A 23,640-nucleotide genomic window follows, 5' to 3' on the forward strand; every position below is an offset into this window, starting at 1 on the left:
GGCTGTTTTTATTCAATGGACCTCAAAGGGGTCAGACCCCTTTGAATATATCTCCATTTTTATACTGCAGTCTGCCAGTGGTTCATGATTGATATCCAGCTCATAGTCAACGCTGACACCGATGTTATCGTCTGTGACATTGACTTCCATATTCCTGGTATTCACTCCCACAAGCATCTGCCCGTAAGGGGTTTGATAGTAAGTGAGATTCTTCTTGTTTCTCTCGAATATCATATGGGCATTGGATATACCAGTTTTCATGATCTCAACACTGTCAGTCCCACTTATCTTTATTTTGTTTTTGATTGTACCAGGCATACCCTCCATCACTTCTTCGTAGATGACGTAGTGCTTGCCGTTTCTTAAATAGTAGCTGGCAGGGGTTACGACTTCTATCGGTTCGTTTTCCGCATCTGTCATCCCTGAAATAACATCCATGTGCATCCCTGATATGCTGACCAATACATCCTTTGTCATATGCTTCACCTAATATCCTGATCTGTTCATGAGTACAAATAGATCATCAATATTCCTCTATGTTCACTACATTTGTTTCTGATATATCAAACGGCATCACCGTGTTTGCAAAATTGCGGAACTTTTCCGCCGTATCGCTTACATAAAACTCGTACCGGCTGTACGGTTCCTTTGTGCCGTCGTTTACCATGTCCCGCTCTTCCAGAAGCTTCTTTAAATCCATCGCAGTTTCATAGGCAGGATTCACAATCTGGATCTTATCCCCCATATAGGCGCGGATCTTGGAGCGCAGAAGCGGGTAATGTGTACATCCTAAGATCATCGCATCGATATCTGTATTCTTCATGGATTCCAGATAGTGTTCAATGATTTCCTGCGTTACATGGTGCTCCTTGAACCCCTCTTCCACCAGAGGCACGAATAGGGGGCACGCTTTTTCTATTACGGTAACGTCAGGGTTCATCCCGTGGATGATCTTTGTATACATTCCGCTCTGGACCGTGGCGTCTGTGCCGACAACCCCTACCTTCTGGTTGTGGGTTGCCTCGACTGCCGCACGTGCTCCCGGAATGACAACGCCCATAATCGGCACGTCGAATTCGTCCCGGACGGCCTCCAGCGCAAGCGCACTGGCGGTATTGCAGGCGATAACGATGGCTTTCACCTGCTTTTTCTTCAGAAAACGGATGATCTGTTCTGAGAAACGGATGATCGTCTTCTGGGACTTACTGCCGTATGGAACGCGGGCAGTATCCCCGAAATACACGATATTCTCATTGGGCAGCTGCCTCGTCATCTCACGTACTACTGTAAGCCCGCCGACGCCTGAATCGAATACACCGATGGGCGCCGTCTTTTTACATTCCATACTCAATGCGCTCGTCTCCTAGATTGCTAATATTTTTGCGATATCATACTGATGTGCAGGAATCTGTTTCTTCATGGACAGAGCTTCCTCCATATCATAATCTACAAACTTACCGTTCTTGTATCCTACAACACGGTTTGTCTTTCCTGCACAGAGAAGCTCTACTGCCATTGCCCCCATTGTGGATGCATATACTCTGTCCTTGCAGGTCGGGCTTCCTCCGCGCTGCATGTGTCCCAGAATCGTTGCCCTTGTCTCAATTCCTGTTGCTTCCTCGATTCTCTTTGCCATGTTGATAGAGTCGCCGACACCCTCGGCATTGATGATGATATAGTTCTTCTTGCCGCGCTTCTTGTTCGCCATGATATCAGCAATCAGGGCATCCTCATCATAATCCTTTTCTTCCGGCATCAGGATTCTTTCCGCACCGTTTGCAATACCGCACCACAGTGCCAGATAACCTGCGTCACGTCCCATAACCTCGATGATACTGCATCTTTCATGAGATGTAGACGTATCACGTACTTTATCAATCGCTTCCATTGCAGTATTCACAGCCGTGTCAAACCCGATTGTATAGTCTGTACAGGCAATATCCAGGTCAATCGTTCCCGGAAGGCCGATTGTATTGACTCCCAGATGTGACAGCTTCTGGGCACCGGCGAAAGAACCGTCTCCACCTATTACGACAAGTCCGTCGATTCCATATTTCTTACAGATAGCAGCGGCTTTCTGCTGTCCTTCTTCTGTACGCATTGCCTGGCAGCGTGCTGTCTGAAGGATGGTACCTCCGCGCTGAATTGTATCAGATACATCACGGGCGGATAAATCTATAATTTCCTCTTTCAGAAGACCATGATATCCTCTTCTGATTCCACGAACCTTCAATCCCTTGGAAAGAGCCGTTCTCGTAACGGCACGGATAGCCGCATTCATTCCAGGGGCATCTCCACCACTGGTCAGAACTCCGATTGTGCGAATCTGATCTTCAATCTCGTCCAGGATAAGTTCCTTTTTTGCTTTTGTTTCTGCCATGTTCATATCCACCTTTCTTAAAAAATACCTACCTAATCATAAAGTTCACACTCAAGCACTCTGCTTTTGTCTGTCGTGGATCGATGTGCAATACAGTTGCACATTACAGTTTGCTTAAATTTTAACACTTCGGGTATTATTCTAACCTATTTATATATGGTTTTCAATAGGTTTTTCTACCACTTTTACCCGCTTTTCACCGTAATGGTTCATTAATCTGCCTAATATCTGGGAATTGATACTGATATTCCGGTTCCTCGGAAGCCGTTTTACTGCCCGCTCTTCCTGACAGTACACTACCACCTCATCGTCGCCTTCAGAGTCAGCCAGATATCCATACATGATCTGCTCACCCTCCTGAAATTGCGCCTTGTTCGGAAATTGTATCCAGAGTTCCCTCTTTGTCTGCTCAAACGGGATAATCTTCTCACAGATCAGCTTACTTGGTTTTTCATCCTCTTCGGAAACTCTTCCCTTCACAAATACCTTATTATCTACCTCCAGCAGAACACGGTTTTTCTCGAAATCTCTCGGAAATACTACAACTTCCACGGTACCGAGTAGGTCCTCGATCGTCAGGAAGGCCATCATCTGGTTCGTCCTCGTATGCTTCACAGTCTTATCCGTAATCATACCGCCGATGATCTCCCGCGCCCCGTCATGAACCTTCGTCTTTCCGGTCTCCTCATCGGGCTGGAAATCCGCCGTTGTCGCAGAGATAGACTTCCTCCACTTCTCCTCGTACTCTTCCAGCGGGTGTCCGCTGATATAGATTCCGAGTACTTCCTTCTCAAAGGCCAGGAGGTTTTCCTTAGAATACTCTCCCACATCCGGAAGCTTGATTTCAAACTCACTCTTCTGCTCATCATCTACCAGGTCGAAAAGTGTCATCTGCCCTGTCATAGCGTATTTCTTTTCCTGGTTGACATGGTCCACAATCTGAATATAAATACTCATAAACTGTTTTCTTGTGCCGCCCAGACTGTCCAGCGCCCCAGATTTAGTAAAGTTCTCAATAATACGCTTGTTCAGGACTTCTTTTACAGAAAGCCTGCTGATAAAATCTTCCAGATTCTTAAACGCTCCGAACTCATCCCTGTCTGCGACAATCGCTTCTATGACCGGCTTCCCGACACCCTTAATGGCTGCAAGGCCATAACGGATATTACCCTCGTCCACTGAAAAATTCGCCACACCACGGTTAATATCCGGCGGCAGGATCTTAATGTCCATCTGGCGGCAGGCATAGATATATTCTGCCACTTTCGGAGGGTTTTCAATCACGGATGTCATAAGTGCGGCCATAAATTCAACCGGATAGTAATATTTCAAAAACGCAGTCTGGTAGGCAACTACCGCATATGCCGCCGCATGGGACTTGTTAAATGCATACTTTGCAAAATCGATCATTTCATCGTAGATTTTGTTCGCCGTTTTTTCGTCAATGCCGTTCGCGATACAGCCCGGAACACCATTTTCAGGATCTCCGTGCACAAATATCTGCCGCTCCTTCTGCATGACATCGCCCTTTTTCTTGGACATGGCACGTCGCAGCAGGTCACTCCGTCCCAGCGTATATCCCGCCAGATCACGCACGATCTGCATAACCTGTTCCTGATACACGATACAGCCGTAGGTTGGTGCCAGAATCGGCTCCAGCTGCGGGCAGTCATACGTGATCGAACCTGCGTCATTCTTCCCGCGGATATACTGCGGGATGAAATCCATCGGCCCCGGACGGTACAGTGAGATACCGGCTATGATATCCTCAAGGCTGTGGGGCTTCAGTTCCTTCATGAAGCTCTTCATCCCGGCACTTTCTATCTGGAAAATTCCTTCTGTCTTCCCCGTCCCGATGTAATCCAGCACATCCTTATCGTTATAATCAATCTTATCCATATCCAGATCCGGGCATTTGTCCTTCGCCATCAGTACGGCATTCTGGATTACTGTCAGCGTACGCAGCCCAAGGAAGTCCATCTTCAATAGTCCCAGTTCTTCCAGGGTCGTCATCGTAAACTGTGTCGTAATGGAACCGTCCTGCGCCCGGGACAGCGGCACATATTCATCGACCGATTTCTGGCTGATCACGACTCCGGCCGCGTGCATGGAGCTGTGCCTGGGCAGTCCCTCCAGACGTCTGGACATATCGATCAGGTACTTCACCTGTTCATCCGTCTCATAAGTCTTACGCAGCTCCGGGTTCATTTTCAGTGCTTTATCAATCGTGATGTTCAGTTCTGTCGGGATCATTTTCGCAATTGTGTCTACAAACGCATACGGCAGGTCCATGACACGCCCTACATCCCGGATGACGCCCCGGGCAGCCAGCGTACCGAATGTAACAATCTGTACCACCCGGTCCTTACCGTATTTGCGTACCACATAGTCTATGACTTCCTGTCGTCTTTCATAACAGAAATCCACGTCAATATCGGGCATGGATACACGTTCCGGGTTCAGGAATCGCTCAAACAGCAGCTGGTAGCGGATCGGGTCGATGTTCGTGATTTCCAGACAGTAGGAAACAATACTTCCGGCGGCTGACCCACGCCCCGGTCCTACCGCAATCCCGTTGTCCTTCGCATACTTAATGAAATCCCATACGATCAGGAAATAATCCACATATCCCATGTTCTTGATGACATCAAGCTCGTATTTCAGGCGTTCTTTCAGTTCATCCGACGGATTGCCGTAATGCTTGTCCAGACCTTCAAAACAGAGCTTGTTCAGGTATTCCCATGATGTCAGGCCGTCCGGCACATCATACTTCGGCAGCTTTGTCACGCCGAACTCAATATCCACCTCGCAGCGGTCCGCGATACGCTGCGTATTATCCAGCGCCTGAAGCGCATACGGGAACAAACGTGCCATCTCCTCAGGGGACTTCACATAGTACTGCCCGCCCTCGTAGCGCATCCGGTTCTCATCTTCCAGTTTTTTCCCAGTCTGGATGCAGAGCAGGATGTCGTGCGGCTTTTCATCCTCCGCATAGGTATAATGCACGTCATTCGTCGCCACCAGGTCGATGCCCAGCTCCTGGGACATCTTGAGAAGCTGCTGGTTGACCAGAGCCTGGTCCGGGATTCCGTGGTCCTGAAGCTCCAGAAAATAATTTCCTTTTCCGAAGATCTCCTGATACTCCAGCGCGGAATTCTTCGCCTCTTCATAAAGTCCCTTCGTGAGATACCTCTGCACCTCTCCTGCAAGGCAGGCACTCAAAGCAATGATCCCCTCACTGTACTCCTTAAGAAGCGCCTTGTCGACACGGGGTTTGTAATAGTACCCCTCCACAAAACCTTTTGAAACAATCTTCATCAGGTTGGCATACCCTGTATTATTCTCCGCGAGCAGGACCAGATGGTAGTAGCGGTCCTCGCCCCCGGTAATCTCCCTGTCAAACCGGGAGTTCGGCGCAACGTACACCTCACAGCCGAGTATTGGCTTGATCCCCTGGCTCTTTGCTTCACGGTAAAAATCAATTACACCGTACATAACACCGTGGTCGGTGATCGCGGCGCTGTTCATCCCCAGTTCTTTTACTCTCGCCACATATTCTTTTATCTTGTTTGAACCATCCAGAAGGCTATATTCTGTATGGACATGTAAATGCGCAAATTCCATTGTTCACCTCTGCTGCCGCCGTCTGCCGCGGCGGGAGTCTTACCGTGCACGCCCGAAGGGTGTGAACAGTAACTATCTATAATGATAAAAAGGGCGGTCCCCTCAGAGACTGCCCTTATATGCTTCTTTTACCTATGTGCAACCTGATCTTATTGTCCGCCGTTGATCATGAAACCAATCAGTTTGTCTGTATCTTCTTTTTCATATGCGATGATCTCCAGCTCCGGGATCTCGCCGTTAGAGAAGATGTTTGCCATAGAAACATACTGAGAAAGCTTTGACTTCAGGTTCAGTCTGTCTCCTTCACCTGTCACTAATTCTACTCTTCCTTTACAAGCGTCAACTACCTTGAAAAATGCCTCTATGTCTGTAATATTCTGTACTTTCATTTTACTCAGTCTCCTTTCAATCTACTACGTCTTACTCCCCTATTATATCTTATTTCAAGGGGATTGCAAGAATTTTTAACGAATTCGGATGGTTTTTTCCAGAATTTCAATCTTGCCGGCTTTCAGCAGACGCCCTACCGCACGCTTGAATGCAGCCTTGCTCATGCCAAATTCTTCTTTGATCCGCTCCGGGTCCGCTTTGTCTGTAAACGGAAGTTCTCCGTCGTAGCTTTTCATCACGTTCATGATATACTGTGCGTCCTTGTCCATCTGCTCCGGGATCTTGCCGCGGATACTTAAGTCCAGCTTTCCGTCTTCCTTCACCGCACTCACGCGCGCCTCAACCATGCTTCCCACCTTCAGGCTGCCGTACGCTTCCTTCTTTGGGATCAGCGCAGAGTACTGGCTGTCAACTGCTACGAATACGCCGAATTCATCGCTGGTATCGTAAATAATCCCACTTACTTTGTCATCCTTTTTATAAGGGGAATCTGTTGAAAGCATGTGATATACTTTCATCGTCGCGCAAAGGCGGCTGCTCTTGTCAATATAAAGAGAAACAAGGCACTTGTCCCCTTTCTGCACTTTCGCGGTCTGTTCCTTGAACGGCAGGAACAGATCCTTCTCCAGCCCCCAGTCAAGAAACGCCCCCAGTTTTCCTACATCCACAACATTCAGAACCGCCAGCTGTCCGAGCATAATCTTCGGCTCATGTGTTGTCGCAATCATCCTGTCGTCTGAATCCCTGTATAAAAAGACCTCTATCGGGTCACCTGCCTCAATGTCTTCCGGCACCTGTTTTTTCGGGAGCAGGACACGCTCTTCGTCACTCCCCAGATATACTCCGAAATCTACTTTTTTTACAACAGTTAATATCTGCTTTTCACCTAACTTCATTCATAAATCTCCTTTTTGTTACCGCTTCGTCCGATACTCTGTAAGTATAACGTGAATCCGGGGAATTAGCAATTATTTTCCACGGATTTATTGACTATTCCGGTCCTGAATATATAATGAAGTTATATCTGTTGCAATTTTTAAGCATTTTATTCGAAAGGTGGTATTCTTTATGAAAAAAAACATCGAAGTTCCCACAACCAGATACCACAGACTCCTGACTATTCTGTCCCGGATTATACTGATCGGAACATTTGTATATCTCATCATCAGATGGGGGCAGTTCCCGGACCGGATACCGGCACACTTCAACGGTGCCGGCGAAATCGACCGCTGGGGCGGCAAATATGAACTTCTATTCTGCCCTGTCGCGTCTGTCTTACTGTATCTTTTTATCGGTGCTTTAGAACAGCATCCCGAAGTATGGAATACCGGGGTGACGATCACATCCGAAAACAAGTACCGGATTTACGCCCTCCTGAAAAATATGATTGTCACATTAAGATTCGTTATAGTGCTTACTTTTTCATTCATTACGATAAACAGTTCCTTCGCCAGGCCGCTGCCCGTCTGGTTTACAGCCGTATCACTGCTTATGGTGTTTGGTCCGATGGCGTATTTTATGATCCAGATTATCCGCAGAAGGTAGCCCCTATTTTTCTTTTACCTGAAATCCGCGGTAGATTCTGCCGCCTGCAAAAACTGCAGTCGCACTGAGAATAAGGTAAAATAAAGGTGCGGACTGCCATACGCCGTAATATTTTCCGAATGCGGATATCATCATGTCCCCGAATGCATCCGGCAGTCTCATCATGTTTACGGGAACATATGCCCATATCTGGGCTAATATTTTATGCTGTGCAGGTATATTGAAGAATGACGTAAATATCAGTATCCCCACCATGACCGCCATCGGCACCGTGTTGTTCCTGCATTTCTCAGCAAGAAACATAACAAAGGCACTCTGCAGAACCGCCGCCGCAATCCATAATCCAAGCAGGACCAGCAGCATTTCCCCCATGTTTAAATCCCATGAAAGGAAGGGGTAAAACACCTGTACCTGTGTATGGATTCCTTCTGTCCCATAACACGCCGCTGCCGGTATTAGTATACAGAGAAACAAGGCTATTGTTGTTATGACTGAAAATGAAACCCCAGTAAATATCTTCGCCCCGAACAATACATCTTTCCCGTATTTTGTACACAGTGAAATCTGTGCCGTTTTCCTGTTGTGTTCTTCCGAAAAAATCAACGGTATACATATGGCAATGAACAGTGTCTGCATGATAGCGATGATATCCGCGAGATTGATGATATTCTTATAGCCCGCCGCATAATGATAGGTGAAAGGCGTTTTAAGGTTCTCATTTTTCTTCCTCAGCTCTTTGATTTCCCCCTCGGATAAATGTCCGGCCCCCCAGCGGTTCTCAAGTACCTGGTTTCTGATCCCGTAAATATCCTCTTTGAAATCAAAAATTCTGTCTTCCTGATAATTTATGGCTCCATTCGACCCGATTGATATGGCGAAACCCCTCATATCGTCCGGCACGTCACGGTCTGCCGACTGATCCCTTCTGTCTAGTTCCTTCATCATGCTGCCGTCAATCTTTTTCCCGTTAAAGTCTTTCGCCGTGTTGCGGTCATTTTCCTGTATCTCAGCGTATGTGTATGTTGTTCCTCCGCTGGATACTGACATACTGAAGAAAGGGTATAATACAGCGTACACGGCACCTGCACACAGGATCGCCAGTGTAATCCAGACCATCTTTTTCTTCAGCAGTTTCTTATATTCATATCCTGTCAGTCCCCAAAAATGACTCATCTCCATCCTCCTCAAATTGTTCCAGATAAAAGTCTTCCAGTTTCTCCCCGATGGCGTCCTCTGTTCCGTTAAAGATTAACCGTCCTTCTTTCATGATCAGTATCCTGTCGGCGATTTCTTCCACGTCTGATACAATATGGGTCGAAAGCAGGACGATGTTTTCTTTTCCCAGATCCGCAATCAGATTGCGGAAGCGTACCCGTTCCTTCGGGTCAAGGCCGGCGGTCGGCTCGTCTAAAACGAGCAGCTTCGGACGGTTCAGCAGTGCCTGGGCGATGCCGAGACGCTGTTTCATGCCGCCGGAATATGTCTTGATTTTTTTCTTCTCCATTCCTTCCAGCCCCGTCAGCACCAGAAGTTCTCTGCACCTGTTCCGGGCTGACGGCCTGTTCAGCCCTTTTAAAAGGGACATATACATGAGGAAATCCAGTCCGGTAAAGTCGGGATAGTACCCGAAATCCTGCGGCAGATATCCCAGGGCCGACCTGTATTCCTCGCAGGATACGGGCATTCCCTGAAAGGATACCATCCCGTCTGTCGGTTTTAACACCCCGCATATCATACGCATCAGCGTCGTTTTTCCCGCCCCATTTGCCCCCAGCAGGCCATATACGCCTGCCGACAGGGTCATGGACACCCGGTCCACGGCGATTTTATTTGAATATTGCTTTGTAAGCCTGTCGATTACTAATTCCATACATACTCCTCCGATTGTCTCATGAATTTGATGCATTCTCTTCCTGTCAGCAGCACTGCTGCCAGAAACAGAACCAGCATACCTGCCGTGCCCAGGTAATCATAAAGCACAAACCGTTCTATGACCCCGTTTATGACATTTGCCCCGCTGACAATGGCCGAGACTCCGAGACAGACATAAATACTTTCTTTTCCATGTATTTTCCTGACAATCCATAAATTTAAAAATGCGGTTACCAGATAAGGGAACATGATCGTGATCCCGTTCAAAATGATTCCTGTCCGGTTACCAGCCTCCACTGCCAGTATGCACGCCAGCAGCACAATAAGGTTGCTGATCCCCATAATAAAGATCTTTGCAGTAACTACTGTTTTCAGGCAGTATCTTGCCGAAAGTTCCAGTTCGTCCATGCCGTACTGCATGGAACGGCCGCTTTCGGATACTGCCGCAAGTGCCAGAAACGGTACAAATGATGCCGCAGCCCAGACGGCTTTCCCATCTGCATACCGGACACTTAAAAGGGTCAGTGCGAACACAGATGCCCCAAGCAGCCAGTTCCAGATACTGATGTAGGGAACCTGATATCCCAGAAATCCAAGAAACGAAATTCCTGACATTTCCGGGCTTCTCTGTGCCTTCTGCTCCAATTCCTGAAGGAAAGCATCCTTTCCCACAGGGTCCGGAGCCTGATATATTTGTTTCAGTTCTTCCCTGAATCTCCTGTCCATAATGATTCCTCCTTTCACAGCCGTTTAATAAAACTCTCCCATAATTGATTTTAATTTTTTCAGACAATTCTGCGTTTTCCTGCGCACGGAAAAACGGGAAATATTCATAATTTTGCTGATATCATTCACAGAAACTTCATTTACATAACGCAGGAAAATGAGCTCCTGTTCCTCCTGCTCCAGTTTCCCAAGCGCACGCTGCAGGTCAATCCTAACCTCCGTGTTTTGGCTCCCGCAGTCATATAATGCCGCATCTTCTGTAAGCTCTGCCGTTTTTCTCAAACGGCAGTAGTCGATGCACTTATTCCTTGCAATCGTATAAAGAAACGGCAGGCGCCTGCCTGTTTCCTTATAATTGCAGTCCTCCAGAAAGCGAAGAAACGTTTCCTGCGTTATGTCTTCTGCAGTCTGACGATGCCGAAGCTTCATATAACAATACCGGTAAACCTTGTCGTAATCCTCCTCCAGACCTGTATACACGCGGGAAATCCTCCTTTCTGCTAATTGTAGGAATTGTGCGGGAATTGCGTAGGGGTCTGACCCCTACGGCAATTTCCAAACTATTCATACAATATGATTAACGTTTCATAACCGGCAAATGTGCGGGTTAATAAGCTAAAAAGCAGCAAAACCTTTCCGGGTTTTTTATCCCCTTCAGGTTATGCTGCTGGTTTTTTCTCACTATTTGAATTCTATCACTGCATAGAGCTTTCCGTCTGCGTCACAAAGTTCCACGACTGTCCGGTCCGCTTCATATGCCGTTTTCGGGTAAATGACATCTCCAAGGACGGCTGACTTCTTATACTCAACACGGAGCTGGTGCAGTTTCATATCCTCCGGCAGTATCTCCAGCGCCATCTGGACGTACTGGCAGTTATTCACGTGTTCGTTTGTATCAATATGATATTTGCGGACTGGAAATGAGGGCAGGCTTTCGCTTGTCTCCGGCAGTTTAATCTTCCGTCCTTCATATTCCATATCAAGCGGCGGCTCCATCCCGTAAGGCACGATATCCTCTTCCCCCGGTTTTGCCGGACGTCCCTTCTCAGTATCCATAAACACCCAGACAGAGTTGGCATAGGCGATTCTGTTTCCGGCTTCATCCTTCATGATGAAATTACGGTCACCATACAGGCCTTTGAATCCGGTGGCAAATGTTCCGACCGTGATCTGTTCCCCCATCTTCGGGAAACGCTCCACGATCACCTGCCAGTAGGAAAGGATCCATGCCTTTTTCCTCTCTTTCAATACGCCAAGCCCCAGACCAATGTCCTCTGACTGGAAGGTACTGCAGTCCTGAAAATAATTGATGAGTCCGGGAAGGGTCAGTGTCCCGCGGTGGTCTATTTCACTGTATCTTACTCTGCTGTCAAATGAATACATATCTTTCTCCTTCTTTCCTGTTCATCAGTCGTTACTGTTCACAGGCATGCCTGTAAACAGTAACCATCAGTCTTCGTTTTTCCCGGACACAAAAGTGTGCTCCATTGTAATTACGCAGCGATACCGGTAGTCCGTCTCCCTAAGCCTTGCAGCAAGTTTTTCATGGAGTTCTCTTTTCTGGCTGTCGCTGTAGGTAATCGGAACAACCATGTCAAAGATCAGATTGATCTGCTCCTGCCCTTCAACCAGCCTGAAATCATGGATGGTGCAGTTCGCGTCCAGTCCGTTCAGCGCTCCCTCCACCTGCCTGCGGATTTTCAGTACCTCTTCGTCCTGCGTCTCAATCGGGTCCATATGTACAACGAGGAATATCCCCAGCTGGTCGATTGCATCTCTTTCTATCCGGTCTATGATCTCATGTGATATCTCGATATTCACATTATTCGGAACTTCCGCATGGATGGACGCCATGCTCCGGTTAGGTCCATAATTATGTACGATCAGGTCGTGCGTACCTTCAATCCCTTCATACTTTTCAACAAACCTCTTAATTTTTGTATAAAGGTCCGGGTCTACCGCCTCACCGATTAAAGGCTCCAGCGTATCCTTCGCGATACCGACGCCTGCCCACATCACGACAAGGGCGACTCCGACTCCGACAAATCCATCGATGTTGATTCCGGTCAGCGCAAAAAATACGACAGAAACAATTGTTGCCCCTGTTGTGATAACATCTCCCATAGAATCAGTAAAGACAGCCATCATCACTTTGGAATCTATTTTCTGCCCCAATTTCCTGTTGAAAACGCCCAGCCACAGTTTCACACCGATCGAAAGCAGCAGGATAATTACAGATACAAGCTGGAAATTCAGCATCTCCGGCGTCCGTATTTTTGACAATGAATCTTTTAAAAAGGTAAAACCAACTTCCAGCACAAGAAATGCAACTACAAGTGCTGCTATGTACTCCACCCTGCCATGCCCGAACGGGTGGTCCTCATCAGCCGGTTTTCCGGCCATTTTCACACCAATAAAACTGATTACCGAGGAGCCCGCGTCCGACAGGTTATTGAATGCATCCGCCGTGACGGCAACACTGTGCAGGACAAGCCCGATGACAAATTTAACTACAAATAAAAAAACATTACAAAAGATGCCCACGATACTGGATAATACACCATAAGCTGTACGCACGGACACCTTTTCCACATTCTCATAATCTTTTACAAAACGTTTTACTAAAAACTCAGTCATTTTCCCCTCCGTATGGTTACCGGAGTCCTATTTTAAGCTCTCCAGAAAATACCATTTTATCTTAAAGTCCGATTGTGCCGTCACCTGCGAATACTCATCCTCTGTCAGCACATTCTTCAGTTCTTCTTTTCCTTCATCCGGTACGACCGCATTTGCCGCATCTAAAAAACAAAGGTTCGGATACAGGACACACCACCAGTTATGCCCTTTGGCAGCGCCGATTTCTATTCGCAGAGCCTCATAATTACCTGCCGGAAAAGTCACGTCCCCATATGTCTTATCTGGGAAATAGCAGGTCGTCACCGCCGCACTTACCGTGTAGTCCTTCCCTTCATTTTCAATTGTCAGAGCCGCAATGTGCTCCAGATCATCCGTATGCCTGCGCATCCATTCCTTCGTTTCATCCACATCAAGGCCTTCGGGCACCGCATCCTTCAAATACGCAAGCACCTGTTCCTTGACCTCCATCTTAAGCGCCTGATCCTCATCACTGTCGCTGTTCGCCAGAATGTGGAACCGAAGCACCTCCGAGGCAAGATGCTCCTGCGTCTCCGCCCGGGCCGTCAGCTGCATGCGCCATGTAATAAATCCCATAATCAATGTTGCCACTATAACCGCAAGGATTAAAATAATCCTGTTTGCGCGTCTGTCTATATAATAAGTTCTGTCCATATGTAACTCCCTCCATCTAATTGATATCTGATTGATATAGGAAGTATTAACAGAACTCATACAATTATACATTGATATAAACATATTTTAGCGGAGAATTTCAAAGGGGTCTGACCCCTTTGCGCTCCGTTTTCAGAATATTCTCATTTTTTATTCGTTCTTGTTCCTCAGGATGTCGATTACTGCCTCTACCTGGTTCTCGATGTGCTGGCTTGTGATGTCGGCTGCACGGTCACTGTCCCCCTGCTCGATTGCACATATCATGTCCTGATGTTCTGCCAGAAGCTTTGAGTGGCATTCCTTTTGTTTCAGATATTCGACTCGGTAGCGGTACATCTGCTCACGCAGGTTATTCAGCAGCTGGATTAGTCTCTCATTGTCCGTTGCGAGATATATGATGTCATGAAATGCCACATCGGCCTCGGCAATCCGCGTAATGTCCTCACTGTCCAATACTCCCTCGAAATCTTTGGCCGCCTGCTTCAGGTTCTCGATTCCTTCTTTATCAATCCGGTCACAGGCGAGGCGAATCGCCAGTTCTTCCAACGCCCCCCTGACCTCCAGAACATCTCTTAAGTTCTTTTCCGTAATCTCCGCGACTTCGGCCCCTTTCCTCGGGATCATCAGGACGAGGCCTTCCAGCTCCAGCTTGCGGATTGCCTCACGGATTGGTGTCCGGCTCACCCCCAGCTTGTTGGCAAGCTGAATCTCCATCAGACGTTCTCCGGGCTTAAGTTCTCCCCGCAGGATAGCCTGTCTCAGCGTATTGAAAACAACATCCCGAAGCGGGAGGTATTCATTGATATTTACTTCGAATTTAGGCTCCATATTCGTTCCTCCTTGCACCATGTATGTTCGTCACATACACCTGCTTTGCCAGTGCTTTTTCTCTAATCTTATCCTGTGCTTTCCTTGCCTGCGCCTTGTTCTCAAACAACCCGAAAACGGTCGGTCCGCTCCCGCTCATCATCGCGTTCAGGGCACCCTGTGCCTTCATTTCGTTCTTGATCTCTTCGATGACCGGGTACATGGGGATCGTCACATCCTCCAGAACATTCCCCATCGCTGCCGCCACTTCATGCAGGCTGCCCTTCTCCAGACCGGAAATCAGGGCATCGATGTCCGGATGCTCCACAATCTCTTTTGAATCCAACGCTTCATAGACCACTTTTGTAGAAACACTGATTGCGGGCTTCGCAACAAGAACGGTGCATTTCGGCATCGCGGGCAGAACGGTCAGTTCTTCCCCGATTCCTTCCGCCAGTACGGTCCCGCGCATGATGCAGTACGGTACATCCGCCCCCAGCTTCACTCCTCTCTCCATCAGTTCCTTCTGGGACAGTCCAAGCCCGAACATCTTATTCATCCCAAACAGTACCGCTGCCGCATTGGAGCTTCCCCCGGCCATACCGGCTGCCACCGGGATATGCTTATCCAGAGTAATGACAACACCTTCGTTTATCTGAAATTCCTCAATCAACATTTTAGCTGCCTTGTATGCAATATTATTCTCATCCGTAGGAAGAAAATACAGGTTCGTACTCACTTCAACACCCGGGTTCTTCGTCCGCTCAATTTTCACATCATCATACAGGTAAATGGACTGCATCACCATACGCACATCATGGTAACCATTCTCCCTTCTCCCGAGAACATCCAGTCCCAGATTGATCTTCGCAAGTGCCTTTAATTCTATCCTCTTCCGGGTTCCTCTAAGCGCCTGCCCATCAGAAGGCTGTGCGGGCTGTACCGCACGGTCAGGTATCCGTTTCATCCTTCGTCCTCCTTTGTATCTTGTATACATTATACCTACAGTATACTCATATTTTCCCCAAAAATCAATTATTTATCTGCTTAGTTTACAGCCTGTTAGTTAATTTTTTTGTTTATTCATCACGATTCCTTCATATGTTGTGGATATTGAGGGAGGAAGTTTCATATTTTGCAGTTGAATAAAGAGCTAGACGGGGATATGAGAGACCATTCAGTTATTAAGAAATACTTAATAACTGCAGCTGATGGAAAAAATATAACTCAAAATACTATAATTTACAGGCAATCATCGCCGTTGGTTTTATGGTCAACAACGACAAAGCTGTCCGTTTATGAGTATGGAGGTTTGGGCCAAAAGGTTGGATGGATTTTTGGAATTCAACGGTAATGAGATACTGACAGATGCTGGCAAGATAAGTGCAGAGCAGGCAAAACTCCGACGGCGATGGGGTGCCATCGTCTAGGAATTTTAACGACGCAATGGCACGGAGCAGGCACAGCAGAAGGATAATTACTTGCCGGATGGAACACTAGAGTCAAATTGTAAATGAAACATAGCGGGAGAGGGCGTTCCCCTCTCCCGGCATCCCCCGTCACAGCGGCTCAATTTTCCGGAAAGATTTCCCTGATTTTTTCTTCTATTATATCAGCCATCTGCCTGTGTCCCTTTTCCGTATAATGAATACCGTCTGTGTCGTTGATCTCGATCCGCCCATCCGGATTCAGGTAATGTATCTCGTACTTTCCCGCAATTTCTTCATAGTAGTGGGCCAGCATCCTGCTTTTCTCCTCCGCACCAGCCAGCATTTGGTCCAGATCCGGATTGTTTACACTGTGGATGGGTACCGGGGTGACAAGCAGGATCTCCGGTGCCTTAAAATCGATTCCTGCGTCAGATTTTATGATGGTCCGTATCAGATTTTCCATAGATACCGATACATCAAATGCCGATACCGAAAAACGTATCTTTAAATCATTCGTTCCCAGCATGACAATGACAAGGTCCAGCGGTTTGTGGCTGTCCAGACAGGGAAGCAGGTATTTCTTCCCGTTTTTATATTCTTCTACCGGGTCATCCCACACAGTCGTCCTGCCGCCCAAGCCTTCTTCTATGACGTAATAATCTTCGCCTAATTTCTTTTGCAGGACTCCCGTCCATCTTACGTCTCTTGGATATCGCGTCAGTAAATCTGATTTCAGTCCATATGTATTGGAATCTCCGAAACATAATATTGTTCTCATGCTACTCCTCTTTCTTTTACATATTCTAAAAATAAACCCTCGGCCACCTTCCTTAATCGGCTTTCAGCTTTTTCACTTTTTCACGATTGGAAAATGCATCAAAGGCAACTGCAAGGATTAGTACCAGCCCTTTCACAACCTGCTGGTAGTACTCACCGATATTCATAATCGTCAGTCCTGTGCCAAGCACTCCGATGATTAAGGCTCCGAGGAATGCACCTGATATCTTCCCTTTTCCGCCGTTTACGCTGACACCGCCGATTACAACAGCTGTCACGACCTCTATCTCCATGCCTGTACCAGAAGCCGGGGCGCCGGAGCTGATCCTCGCCATCAGGATGGTACCTGCGATTCCTGCAAGGAAACCGCTGATCGAATAGAGGGAAACGGTAATCTTATCGACAGATACACCCGCCAGCCGCGCGGCCTCTATATTTCCCCCTATCGCGTAAATATACCGTCCAAAATAGGAGCGGTTCAGGATAAAGCCTGCGAAGAGTACGATGACCAGCATAATGATGACCGGAACCGGGATTCCGCCCACGTAGCCCTGCCCCAGTGTTACGACAGATTCCGGTATTTTATAAATAGGAAGTCCGCTCGAAATGATATAAGCAAGCCCCCTCGCAACTGTCATCATACCGAGTGTAATGACGATTGCCGATACTTTCAGCCGCACGATCAGAAAACCCGTGACGGTCCCGAAAACCGCTCCGGCCAGAAGTGTAACAAGGATCGCCAGCACAGGGGCAATCCTTACTTCCACCAGAAGTTTTGCACAGATTACGCCCGTCAGCCCAAGAAGGGACCCTACCGTAAGGTCCATTCCGCCGGAAATAATTACAAAAGTCATTCCTACGGATAAAATACTGAGCACCGCGACCTGCCTGAGTATATTGAAAATGTTTTTCGCCGCTAAAAATGAATCTGTCATGATTGAGAAAAATGCAATCAGCACGACCAAAATAATCACTGTGCTGAACTGCTTTAATATATTTTTGTTCTTCATCTGATATCCTCCCGCATTATTTTCCTGAAGCCAGATCCAGAATTTTAGCCTGGGTCGCCTCTTCTTTTGAAAGTTCTCCCGTCACTTCGCCCTCATGCATAACCACGATCCTGTCTGACATGCCTAGCAGCTCCGGCATTTCCGATGAAATCATAATAATTGCCATCCCCTCCCGTGCAAGCTCGTTCATCAGGACATAGATTTCCTGTTTTGCTCCCACATCGATTCCCCTTGTCGGCTCATCGAAGATGATAATATCAGATTTTCCTGCCAGCGATTTTGCAAGCACGACCTTCTGCTGGTTCCCGCCTGACAGATTCTTTGTCAGCTGTTCCATAGAAGGCGTCTTGATTCTCAGACGCTCGATAAACTGTTTCGATAAGTCTTTATCCTTCTTTCGATTGACAATAGATCCTTTCGAGATACCCTTGATCGAAATAAAAGAGATATTTTCACGGATCGACATCTCCAGAAGTGCACCATGCTTCTTCCTGTCCTCCGGAATCAGGGCAATCCCCTCCTTAATACCGTCCTTCGGGCTCGAGATATCCGCCCTCTTTCCATCAATCCAGATCTCACCCTGCGCTATAGGGTCAGCCCCGAAAATTGCCCTTGCCGTTTCCGTCCTTCCTGCCCCCACAAGCCCGGCCAGTCCGAGGATCTCCCCCTTCCTGACATAAAAAGAGATATCCTTAAGCAGCGCATGTGTATACAGGTGCCTCACCTCTAACGCGACCTCCCCGATCTCCCTGTCAGCTTTCGGGAATTGTTCCTCCAGAGTCCTGCCTACCATCATATTGATCAGTTCCGGACGGTTCGTCTCCTTTGTAAGCTTTGTACCGATATACTGGCCATCCCTCATAATCGTGATCCGGTCTGAAATGCGGAAGATTTCCTCCATCCTGTGGGAAATATAGATGACTGACACGCCTTTTTCCTTCAATTTATTCACAATGCCAAACATGGCCTCGATTTCTCTCGTCGTAAGCGGGGCAGAAGGTTCGTCCATAATCAGGACCTTCACATCCCCCGTAATCGTCTTTGCGATTTCTACCAGCTGCTGGTAGGCGACTGTCAGGCTTTTTACAGGGGCGGTTACATCAATCTCAATTCCGAACTCCTTCATGATCTCTTCCGCCTTCTGGTTCATAAGCCTCCTGTCTATAGTGAGTCCCTTCTTCAATTTCTGTCCCAGAAATATATTTTCCGCGATCGAAAGTTCGGGAACCAGGTTAAATTCCTGATAAATCACCCCGATTCCCAGCTTTTGTGATAGTGCCGGTGTCATATTCCCATATTCCGTGCCTTCAAAATATATACTGCCGGCATTCGGCCTGACGGCACCGGATATCGTCTTGATCAGGGTTGACTTCCCGGCACCGTTCTCGCCCATCAATGCATGGACTTCTCCGGGATAAAACTGGATACTAATATGGTCCAGCGCTTTTACGCCGGGATATTCCTTCGTAATGTTTTTAAGTTCCAGTACTGCCTGCATACCTTTCCTCCTCTAAAAAATGGTGCAAAAAGGGCATCGCCTTTTCACTGAGGCAATAATCTCCAGAAAAAACGATGCCGTTTTTGATTTCAAACAGAATATAATATCCCGTTTCACAATTTTATTTTACATAATCTTTGATATTGTCCGGTGTCACTGCAACCAGTTCCTGATTAAAGTCCTTCTCGACATCCTCACCTTTGATCACCTTCACACAGGTCTCCACAAGCTGTTTCCCTGTAGCTGTCGGATTCTGGTCGACGGTAAACTGGTAGATTGTCCCCTCAGAAATCTTGTTCAAAGCTTCTTCTGTCGCATCAACACCTGCGATAATGTATTTCTTCGGATCGGTCATGCCGTTTGCCTTAAATGCCTCATATGCCCCGAGAGCCGCGCCATCGCTGACTCCGCACACAATCCTTAAATCCGGGTTCGCCTGCAGGAAGTTCTCCGTGGCAGTCATACCTTCCGCCTGATCCGCTGCTGTCGCGTCTGCAACGAATTCTACATTCGGTGCGTTCTCCGCTACACCTTCCATGATTCCGACCTTCCTCTGGATTACGGATTCCAAAAGGTCATAGTTCAAGGTCGCCGCTTCAATCTTCTCATCTGTCCCCCAGTTATCAGCGATCCACTTGCCGACAGCAAGTCCCTGTGTGTATCCTAACTGATACTCATCAGCCCCGATATAAGCATCATAACCATCTACCTTGGAAGTATGGCAGACAACCGCGATTCCGGCTTCTTTTGCCTCTTTAATAACCGGCGCTACTGCTTCCGTATCAACCGCCGTCACAATAATGCCGTCAACACCAGCCGAGATAAAGTTCTCCAGCGCCGCTACCTGCGTCTCGGAAGAGTTGTCCGCATCATTGACGATCAGCTCCCCGCCAGTCTCATCCACTGCTGCCTGTGCAGAATCCACCATATCGATGAAAAACTGTCCAGACATCGTAAGAACGGAAATCCCGAGCTTGTACCCGTCATCCTTTGCATTGTCCTCCTTGCCCGAATCAGAAGCAGGACTGTCCTCCCCGCCTTTGCTGCTGCATCCAGCCGCCAGACTTACTGCCATGACGGTACATAAAATCACACTTAATATTCTTTTCTTCATTGTATTTCCTCCCTGTTCGCTTGGCTTTATATTCACCTTTTCCAGAAGGTATGCCGGCCAGGCCTCAGGAAAAGGGAAATATCAATTCGTCGTTTCTCTCACAATGAGTTCTCCATCAAATACAATATGGTCCTCCGTCTCTCTGCCCTCAATTTTGGCAATCACAATCTCAGCAGCCTTCTGGCCCATCCTTCGGATCGGCTGGCTGATCGTCGTCAGCGGAGGTTCAATCATCTCGCTTAAAGAAATATTATCAAACCCAATGATATTCATATCCTCGGGGATTCTGACCCCCTTCTTCTGAAGGTGCTGCACACATCCAATTGCAAGTGTATCAATCGCAGCCAGTATGGCATCCGGCCTTTCTTCGAGCCCTATAAAATACTCGGCGGCCTCATGCCCTAATTTGATATAGTCAGGCTCCTTCTTCTGGGTAATCCGGTAAACAAACTCCTCGCGGTACGGCAGCCCGCAGTCCTTCAGCCCCTGAAGATACCCTTCGTACCGTTCCTCAATCACACTGATATCGCTGGTATTCCTGATATATCCGATCTTGTGCCTGCCATGTTCGTGCAGATAATGGACCGCCCTGCGGTTTCCCTTAAATCCATCTGTATAAACATAGGCTACATCATCATTCTCTGAAAAAATCTTATTCGTAAACACAACCGGGAGCTGCCTCGATAATTCTTTTAAGTAATTCAGCATGGCTTCACTATTAGAATATGTATTATAAATAATCCCGTCTACTTTCCTCTTCAGCAGTTCCTTTGTATATTCAATCTCCGCGTTGGCATGGCGCTCCGTATTACAGACGAGTACCATATAACCATATTCCAGGGCAACATCCTCCACCCCGCGGAACATCTCACTGTAAAATATATTCGTATATTCGGGAACCATCATCGCGATTGTCTTCGTCCGCCCTGTACGGATTCCCTGTGCAAAATAACTTGGGGAATACTTCAGCTCCTTAATCGCCTTCTCCACAGCTATCCTTGTCTCTTCTTTTACCCCGTCTTCTCCATTCAACACTCTGGATACGGTTGACTTTGATACTCCTGCCGCTTTTGCGACATCAAATATTGTACTCATATGCGAACTTCCTTTCATGTGCTTTGTATTTCATTATACAAGAATGTCCGCTTCATTACCATAAAAGTTGTTAGGGAACGTTCCCATAAAAGTGTAAAAAAATAAGTACTGGTGCTTTATTAATATAAAATATACTGATGTATATATGTTTATCATTTAGGGAACGTTCCCATTCCCTAAATCAAATATACTATCTGTTCCCTGATTTGTCAACAGTTTTTGCTCATTTCGTAATCTTTCACAAACTTTTCGTTTTCTTTTTATACATATTACCCAAAAGAATCTGGGAGAAATGGCCGGTCCAGTCCATGTTCGAGCTGCCCGTTATCCCGCCAGAATTTCTTCCACATGATATGGCTTACCCCGATTTTATTCATTGCCTCTAACATCTTCACTTTCCGCGGCGTCAGTTCATAAATCCCCGCCAGCAGGGCCGCTGCTTCCCGGTCAAACTGTCCCTCTCCGGCGAAGCCTGCCCCCAGCGCGTTCAGATGTTTGAAACGCTTTCTGTTCATAAATTCAGGAAGCATCGATGTCCCCGCCGCATCGCCATTGGTCACGGTGCCAAGGTTCTCATACCCTAAGCGTCCCGCAAACTGGTCTAAATAACGCACTAAAAATCTTGCCTGCGCCCCTTCTATAAAGCCTGCCTGCACGACAAACCCAATCTTCTGCCCTTCCCCGCACGGGCGCATCTGTTCGAACAGCTTCATCACAATCCCGGGCATTGCATGGACATACAGCGGCATAAAAATGAGTAACGTATCATACTGCCGGAGCATTTCCGCAAGGGTTTCCGGGGCTTCTTTTACTGCATATCTGACCGGATATTCCTCACCCGCACCAGATAAAAACTGCCGGATAAAGATTTCCGTATTTCCATTCTTTCCCCGAGGGGAGCCATTTATAATCAGAGTACTCATGCTGTTCTCTCTTTCTTCTCATTTTCAGAGTGAATCAATACTTTTGGAATATGGAAATGATAAAAGACACGGCCCAGATATTCTTCATATAGTATCCGTGCCTCACGGCTGCTGAAATCTCCTTTGTAATAAACCTCAATCTCCGGATAATGATCATACCGCGTCACATGCATGGATTCCCCTGTCTTGTAAGTCGTATAGGGCAGAAAATGGGGGATCATCCTGTCAAATAGTGTTTTCAGCTTCCCGCTTACGAAATCACAGGATTCGCCAATATAAAAGATGACCTTATCGGCCTGCATAAACGCCCTGTAAAAATCATCCAGATCATGGGATGCACACCGCCCCGGGGTTCTCTGCCAGCAGCTCCAGCAGCCGGTGCAGTCCCGGACTTCCCTCGATGACAAATCCAGTATAAAGGTTCCTTTTTCCGCAGCCGGGGTATCTTCCCTCTCACTGACGATTACTGTCCTCATACGCTCTCCTCCTTTGAAATATAATCCGCCATTGCCATCACAAGTACATCCAGAGCCTCCTGTTTTCCACGCTCGCTGAACATTTCATTAGAGGCAACGACACTTAAACAGTCCGTCAGCATTGCGACCGCTTCCATCTTGTCATTTCCCACTTTCAGCAGTTCGAGGCTCCTCTTAAAATAATCATCAGACTTCTTCGCCTCACGCTCCCTGTATTCGGCAGGCAGTTTTCTCAGAAGGATCTCCAGGTCGGCCGGGGATAAAAATAATATCAGGCTGTCCTGTGACAGCATCACTTCCCTGATCAGTGCTGCGCACCGTTCCCTGTCACGCAGATCCTGCTGCATAATCTCTTCCATGCGCGCAAATAATGCTTTCTCATTCTGCTTAAGCACTTCATAGATGCATACTTCTTTTGATGGATAATACATATAAAATGCTCCCTTGCTGATTCCTACGGCTTCTGTAATATCATCCACGGTTACTTTGCGTACTCCTTTTTTCCGGATAAGCCCGATCGTGGCATCATACATTGCATCCTTAACCAGACCGCGCTCTTCCTCTGAAACAATCTTGGGCATATTGGCTTTTCCTTTATATTGACCGTTTTTATTATTTTTAGTCATTATAGTCAGTTTAAACCATTATTGTCTCTTTGTCAAGA

The 23,640-nt window shown here is 47.3% G+C and carries 24 protein-coding genes; 1 reads left to right on the forward strand and 23 read right to left on the reverse strand.

The genetic code is table 11. The features are described 5' to 3' along the window. Positions 1-12: 12 nt before the first annotated feature. From DWX43_RS15640 to DWX43_RS15665, 6 genes are all read right to left on the reverse strand, one after another. Positions 13-477: a DUF1934 domain-containing protein gene (locus tag DWX43_RS15640; RefSeq protein ID WP_109730013.1), complete on the reverse strand. Its 465-nt coding sequence runs from the start codon at positions 475-477 to the stop codon at positions 13-15. A 46-nt stretch (positions 478-523) separates the two neighbouring features. Continuing rightward, on the reverse strand, positions 524-1,345 hold the full coding sequence (murI, locus tag DWX43_RS15645; protein WP_181368584.1) for a glutamate racemase: 822 nt from the start codon (positions 1,343-1,345) through the stop codon (positions 524-526). Between the two features lie 18 nt (positions 1,346-1,363). Beyond that, on the reverse strand, positions 1,364-2,338 hold the full coding sequence (gene pfkA / locus DWX43_RS15650) for a 6-phosphofructokinase (protein WP_347559307.1): 975 nt from the start codon (positions 2,336-2,338) through the stop codon (positions 1,364-1,366). A 192-nt stretch (positions 2,339-2,530) separates the two neighbouring features. Continuing rightward, entirely contained in the window at positions 2,531-6,004 is a 3,474-nt protein-coding gene (locus tag DWX43_RS15655) for a DNA polymerase III subunit alpha (protein ID WP_118620941.1), read from the reverse strand. Between the two features lie 149 nt (positions 6,005-6,153). After that, positions 6,154-6,393: a polya polymerase gene (locus DWX43_RS15660; RefSeq protein ID WP_109730009.1), complete on the reverse strand. Its 240-nt coding sequence runs from the start codon at positions 6,391-6,393 to the stop codon at positions 6,154-6,156. Between the two features lie 75 nt (positions 6,394-6,468). Further along, a complete protein-coding gene (locus DWX43_RS15665) occupies positions 6,469-7,290 on the reverse strand; it encodes a S1-like domain-containing RNA-binding protein (RefSeq protein WP_118620942.1) in 822 nt (273 codons plus the stop codon). Positions 7,291-7,462: 172 nt separating this feature from the next. On the opposite strand from DWX43_RS15665, the gene DWX43_RS15670 reads away from it, so the two are divergent. Continuing rightward, positions 7,463-7,939 (forward strand): DUF1648 domain-containing protein, encoded by a 477-nt coding sequence (locus tag DWX43_RS15670; protein WP_109730007.1) that lies wholly within the window; start codon positions 7,463-7,465, stop codon positions 7,937-7,939. Positions 7,940-7,942: 3 nt separating this feature from the next. Here the strand turns inward: DWX43_RS15670 and DWX43_RS15675 are convergent, their stop codons facing one another. From DWX43_RS15675 to DWX43_RS15765, 17 genes are all read right to left on the reverse strand, one after another. After that, entirely contained in the window at positions 7,943-9,112 is a 1,170-nt protein-coding gene (locus DWX43_RS15675; RefSeq protein WP_182440724.1) for an ABC transporter permease subunit, read from the reverse strand. Further along, on the reverse strand, positions 9,081-9,809 hold the full coding sequence (locus tag DWX43_RS15680; RefSeq protein ID WP_118620944.1) for an ABC transporter ATP-binding protein: 729 nt from the start codon (positions 9,807-9,809) through the stop codon (positions 9,081-9,083). Before DWX43_RS15680 ends, DWX43_RS15675 begins: the two co-directional genes overlap by 32 nt. Further along, entirely contained in the window at positions 9,800-10,537 is a 738-nt protein-coding gene (locus DWX43_RS15685; protein WP_118620945.1) for a hypothetical protein, read from the reverse strand. The genes DWX43_RS15680 and DWX43_RS15685 overlap by 10 nt, the downstream gene beginning before the upstream one ends. 24 nt (positions 10,538-10,561) lie before the next feature. After that, a complete protein-coding gene (locus tag DWX43_RS15690) occupies positions 10,562-11,017 on the reverse strand; it encodes a sigma-70 family RNA polymerase sigma factor (RefSeq protein ID WP_118620946.1) in 456 nt (151 codons plus the stop codon). A gap of 201 nt (positions 11,018-11,218) precedes the next feature. Then, on the reverse strand, positions 11,219-11,920 hold the full coding sequence (locus DWX43_RS15695) for an acyl-ACP thioesterase domain-containing protein (RefSeq protein WP_109730002.1): 702 nt from the start codon (positions 11,918-11,920) through the stop codon (positions 11,219-11,221). Between the two features lie 66 nt (positions 11,921-11,986). Next, on the reverse strand, positions 11,987-13,174 hold the full coding sequence (locus tag DWX43_RS15700) for a cation diffusion facilitator family transporter (RefSeq protein ID WP_118620947.1): 1,188 nt from the start codon (positions 13,172-13,174) through the stop codon (positions 11,987-11,989). Between the two features lie 27 nt (positions 13,175-13,201). Next, complete coding sequence (gene spoIIR, locus DWX43_RS15705) at positions 13,202-13,846, reverse strand: stage II sporulation protein R (RefSeq protein WP_242995949.1); 645 nt, start codon at positions 13,844-13,846, stop codon at positions 13,202-13,204. Between the two features lie 150 nt (positions 13,847-13,996). Next, positions 13,997-14,674 carry a GntR family transcriptional regulator gene (locus DWX43_RS15710; RefSeq protein WP_109730000.1) on the reverse strand — a complete coding sequence of 226 codons (678 nt, stop codon included), beginning with the start codon at positions 14,672-14,674 and terminating at the stop codon, positions 13,997-13,999. Further along, positions 14,664-15,620 carry a 4-(cytidine 5'-diphospho)-2-C-methyl-D-erythritol kinase gene (ispE, locus tag DWX43_RS15715; RefSeq protein ID WP_242995948.1) on the reverse strand — a complete coding sequence of 319 codons (957 nt, stop codon included), beginning with the start codon at positions 15,618-15,620 and terminating at the stop codon, positions 14,664-14,666. Before ispE ends, DWX43_RS15710 begins: the two co-directional genes overlap by 11 nt. A 602-nt stretch (positions 15,621-16,222) precedes the next feature. Then, positions 16,223-16,861 (reverse strand): SGNH/GDSL hydrolase family protein, encoded by a 639-nt coding sequence (locus tag DWX43_RS15730; protein ID WP_118620948.1) that lies wholly within the window; start codon positions 16,859-16,861, stop codon positions 16,223-16,225. A gap of 52 nt (positions 16,862-16,913) precedes the next feature. Further along, the gene (locus DWX43_RS15735) at positions 16,914-17,870 is read right to left on the reverse strand and encodes an ABC transporter permease (protein WP_109729997.1); all 957 of its coding nucleotides are present in this window, start codon (positions 17,868-17,870) and stop codon (positions 16,914-16,916) included. Positions 17,871-17,886: 16 nt separating this feature from the next. Next, positions 17,887-19,368, reverse strand: coding sequence for a sugar ABC transporter ATP-binding protein (locus tag DWX43_RS15740; RefSeq protein ID WP_118620949.1), 1,482 nt, complete (start codon positions 19,366-19,368; stop codon positions 17,887-17,889). A 121-nt stretch (positions 19,369-19,489) separates the two neighbouring features. Next, positions 19,490-20,482 carry a sugar ABC transporter substrate-binding protein gene (locus DWX43_RS15745; RefSeq protein ID WP_109729995.1) on the reverse strand — a complete coding sequence of 331 codons (993 nt, stop codon included), beginning with the start codon at positions 20,480-20,482 and terminating at the stop codon, positions 19,490-19,492. Between the two features lie 81 nt (positions 20,483-20,563). Next, positions 20,564-21,577 carry a LacI family DNA-binding transcriptional regulator gene (locus DWX43_RS15750; protein WP_182440725.1) on the reverse strand — a complete coding sequence of 338 codons (1,014 nt, stop codon included), beginning with the start codon at positions 21,575-21,577 and terminating at the stop codon, positions 20,564-20,566. A 269-nt stretch (positions 21,578-21,846) separates the two neighbouring features. After that, entirely contained in the window at positions 21,847-22,500 is a 654-nt protein-coding gene (locus DWX43_RS15755; protein WP_118620951.1) for an NAD(P)H dehydrogenase, read from the reverse strand. Further along, the gene (locus DWX43_RS15760) at positions 22,497-22,976 is read right to left on the reverse strand and encodes a flavodoxin family protein (protein ID WP_118620952.1); all 480 of its coding nucleotides are present in this window, start codon (positions 22,974-22,976) and stop codon (positions 22,497-22,499) included. The genes DWX43_RS15755 and DWX43_RS15760 overlap by 4 nt, the downstream gene beginning before the upstream one ends. Next, positions 22,973-23,557 (reverse strand): TetR/AcrR family transcriptional regulator, encoded by a 585-nt coding sequence (locus tag DWX43_RS15765; RefSeq protein WP_181368581.1) that lies wholly within the window; start codon positions 23,555-23,557, stop codon positions 22,973-22,975. The genes DWX43_RS15760 and DWX43_RS15765 overlap by 4 nt, the downstream gene beginning before the upstream one ends. Positions 23,558-23,640 lie beyond the last annotated feature (83 nt).

Origin of the sequence: Clostridium sp. AF19-22AC (assembly GCF_003479085.1) — a bacterium.
GTDB lineage: Bacteria > Bacillota > Clostridia > Lachnospirales > Lachnospiraceae > Faecalicatena_A > Faecalicatena_A orotica.

Coding starts and splice junctions, on each gene's coding strand:
- murI (WP_181368584.1), bottom strand. CDS start 1,345: ATGGAATGTAAAAAGACGGCGCCCATCGGTGTATTCGATTCAGGCGTC.
- DWX43_RS15675 (WP_182440724.1), bottom strand. CDS start 9,112: ATGAGTCATTTTTGGGGACTGACAGGATATGAATATAAGAAACTGCTG.
- DWX43_RS15750 (WP_182440725.1), bottom strand. CDS start 21,577: ATGAGTACAATATTTGATGTCGCAAAAGCGGCAGGAGTATCAAAGTCA.
- DWX43_RS15745 (WP_109729995.1), bottom strand. CDS start 20,482: ATGAAGAAAAGAATATTAAGTGTGATTTTATGTACCGTCATGGCAGTA.
- DWX43_RS15755 (WP_118620951.1), bottom strand. CDS start 22,500: ATGAGTACTCTGATTATAAATGGCTCCCCTCGGGGAAAGAATGGAAAT.
- DWX43_RS15655 (WP_118620941.1), bottom strand. CDS start 6,004: ATGGAATTTGCGCATTTACATGTCCATACAGAATATAGCCTTCTGGAT.
- DWX43_RS15700 (WP_118620947.1), bottom strand. CDS start 13,174: ATGACTGAGTTTTTAGTAAAACGTTTTGTAAAAGATTATGAGAATGTG.
- DWX43_RS15670 (WP_109730007.1), top strand. CDS start 7,463: ATGAAAAAAAACATCGAAGTTCCCACAACCAGATACCACAGACTCCTG.
- DWX43_RS15710 (WP_109730000.1), bottom strand. CDS start 14,674: ATGGAGCCTAAATTCGAAGTAAATATCAATGAATACCTCCCGCTTCGG.
- DWX43_RS15660 (WP_109730009.1), bottom strand. CDS start 6,393: ATGAAAGTACAGAATATTACAGACATAGAGGCATTTTTCAAGGTAGTT.
- DWX43_RS15765 (WP_181368581.1), bottom strand. CDS start 23,557: ATGCCCAAGATTGTTTCAGAGGAAGAGCGCGGTCTGGTTAAGGATGCA.
- DWX43_RS15740 (WP_118620949.1), bottom strand. CDS start 19,368: ATGCAGGCAGTACTGGAACTTAAAAACATTACGAAGGAATATCCCGGC.
- DWX43_RS15665 (WP_118620942.1), bottom strand. CDS start 7,290: ATGAAGTTAGGTGAAAAGCAGATATTAACTGTTGTAAAAAAAGTAGAT.
- ispE (WP_242995948.1), bottom strand. CDS start 15,620: ATGAAACGGATACCTGACCGTGCGGTACAGCCCGCACAGCCTTCTGAT.
- DWX43_RS15640 (WP_109730013.1), bottom strand. CDS start 477: ATGACAAAGGATGTATTGGTCAGCATATCAGGGATGCACATGGATGTT.
- DWX43_RS15735 (WP_109729997.1), bottom strand. CDS start 17,870: ATGAAGAACAAAAATATATTAAAGCAGTTCAGCACAGTGATTATTTTG.
- spoIIR (WP_242995949.1), bottom strand. CDS start 13,846: ATGGACAGAACTTATTATATAGACAGACGCGCAAACAGGATTATTTTA.
- DWX43_RS15695 (WP_109730002.1), bottom strand. CDS start 11,920: ATGTATTCATTTGACAGCAGAGTAAGATACAGTGAAATAGACCACCGC.
- DWX43_RS15730 (WP_118620948.1), bottom strand. CDS start 16,861: ATGAGAACAATATTATGTTTCGGAGATTCCAATACATATGGACTGAAA.
- DWX43_RS15680 (WP_118620944.1), bottom strand. CDS start 9,809: ATGGAATTAGTAATCGACAGGCTTACAAAGCAATATTCAAATAAAATC.
- DWX43_RS15685 (WP_118620945.1), bottom strand. CDS start 10,537: ATGGACAGGAGATTCAGGGAAGAACTGAAACAAATATATCAGGCTCCG.
- DWX43_RS15760 (WP_118620952.1), bottom strand. CDS start 22,976: ATGAGGACAGTAATCGTCAGTGAGAGGGAAGATACCCCGGCTGCGGAA.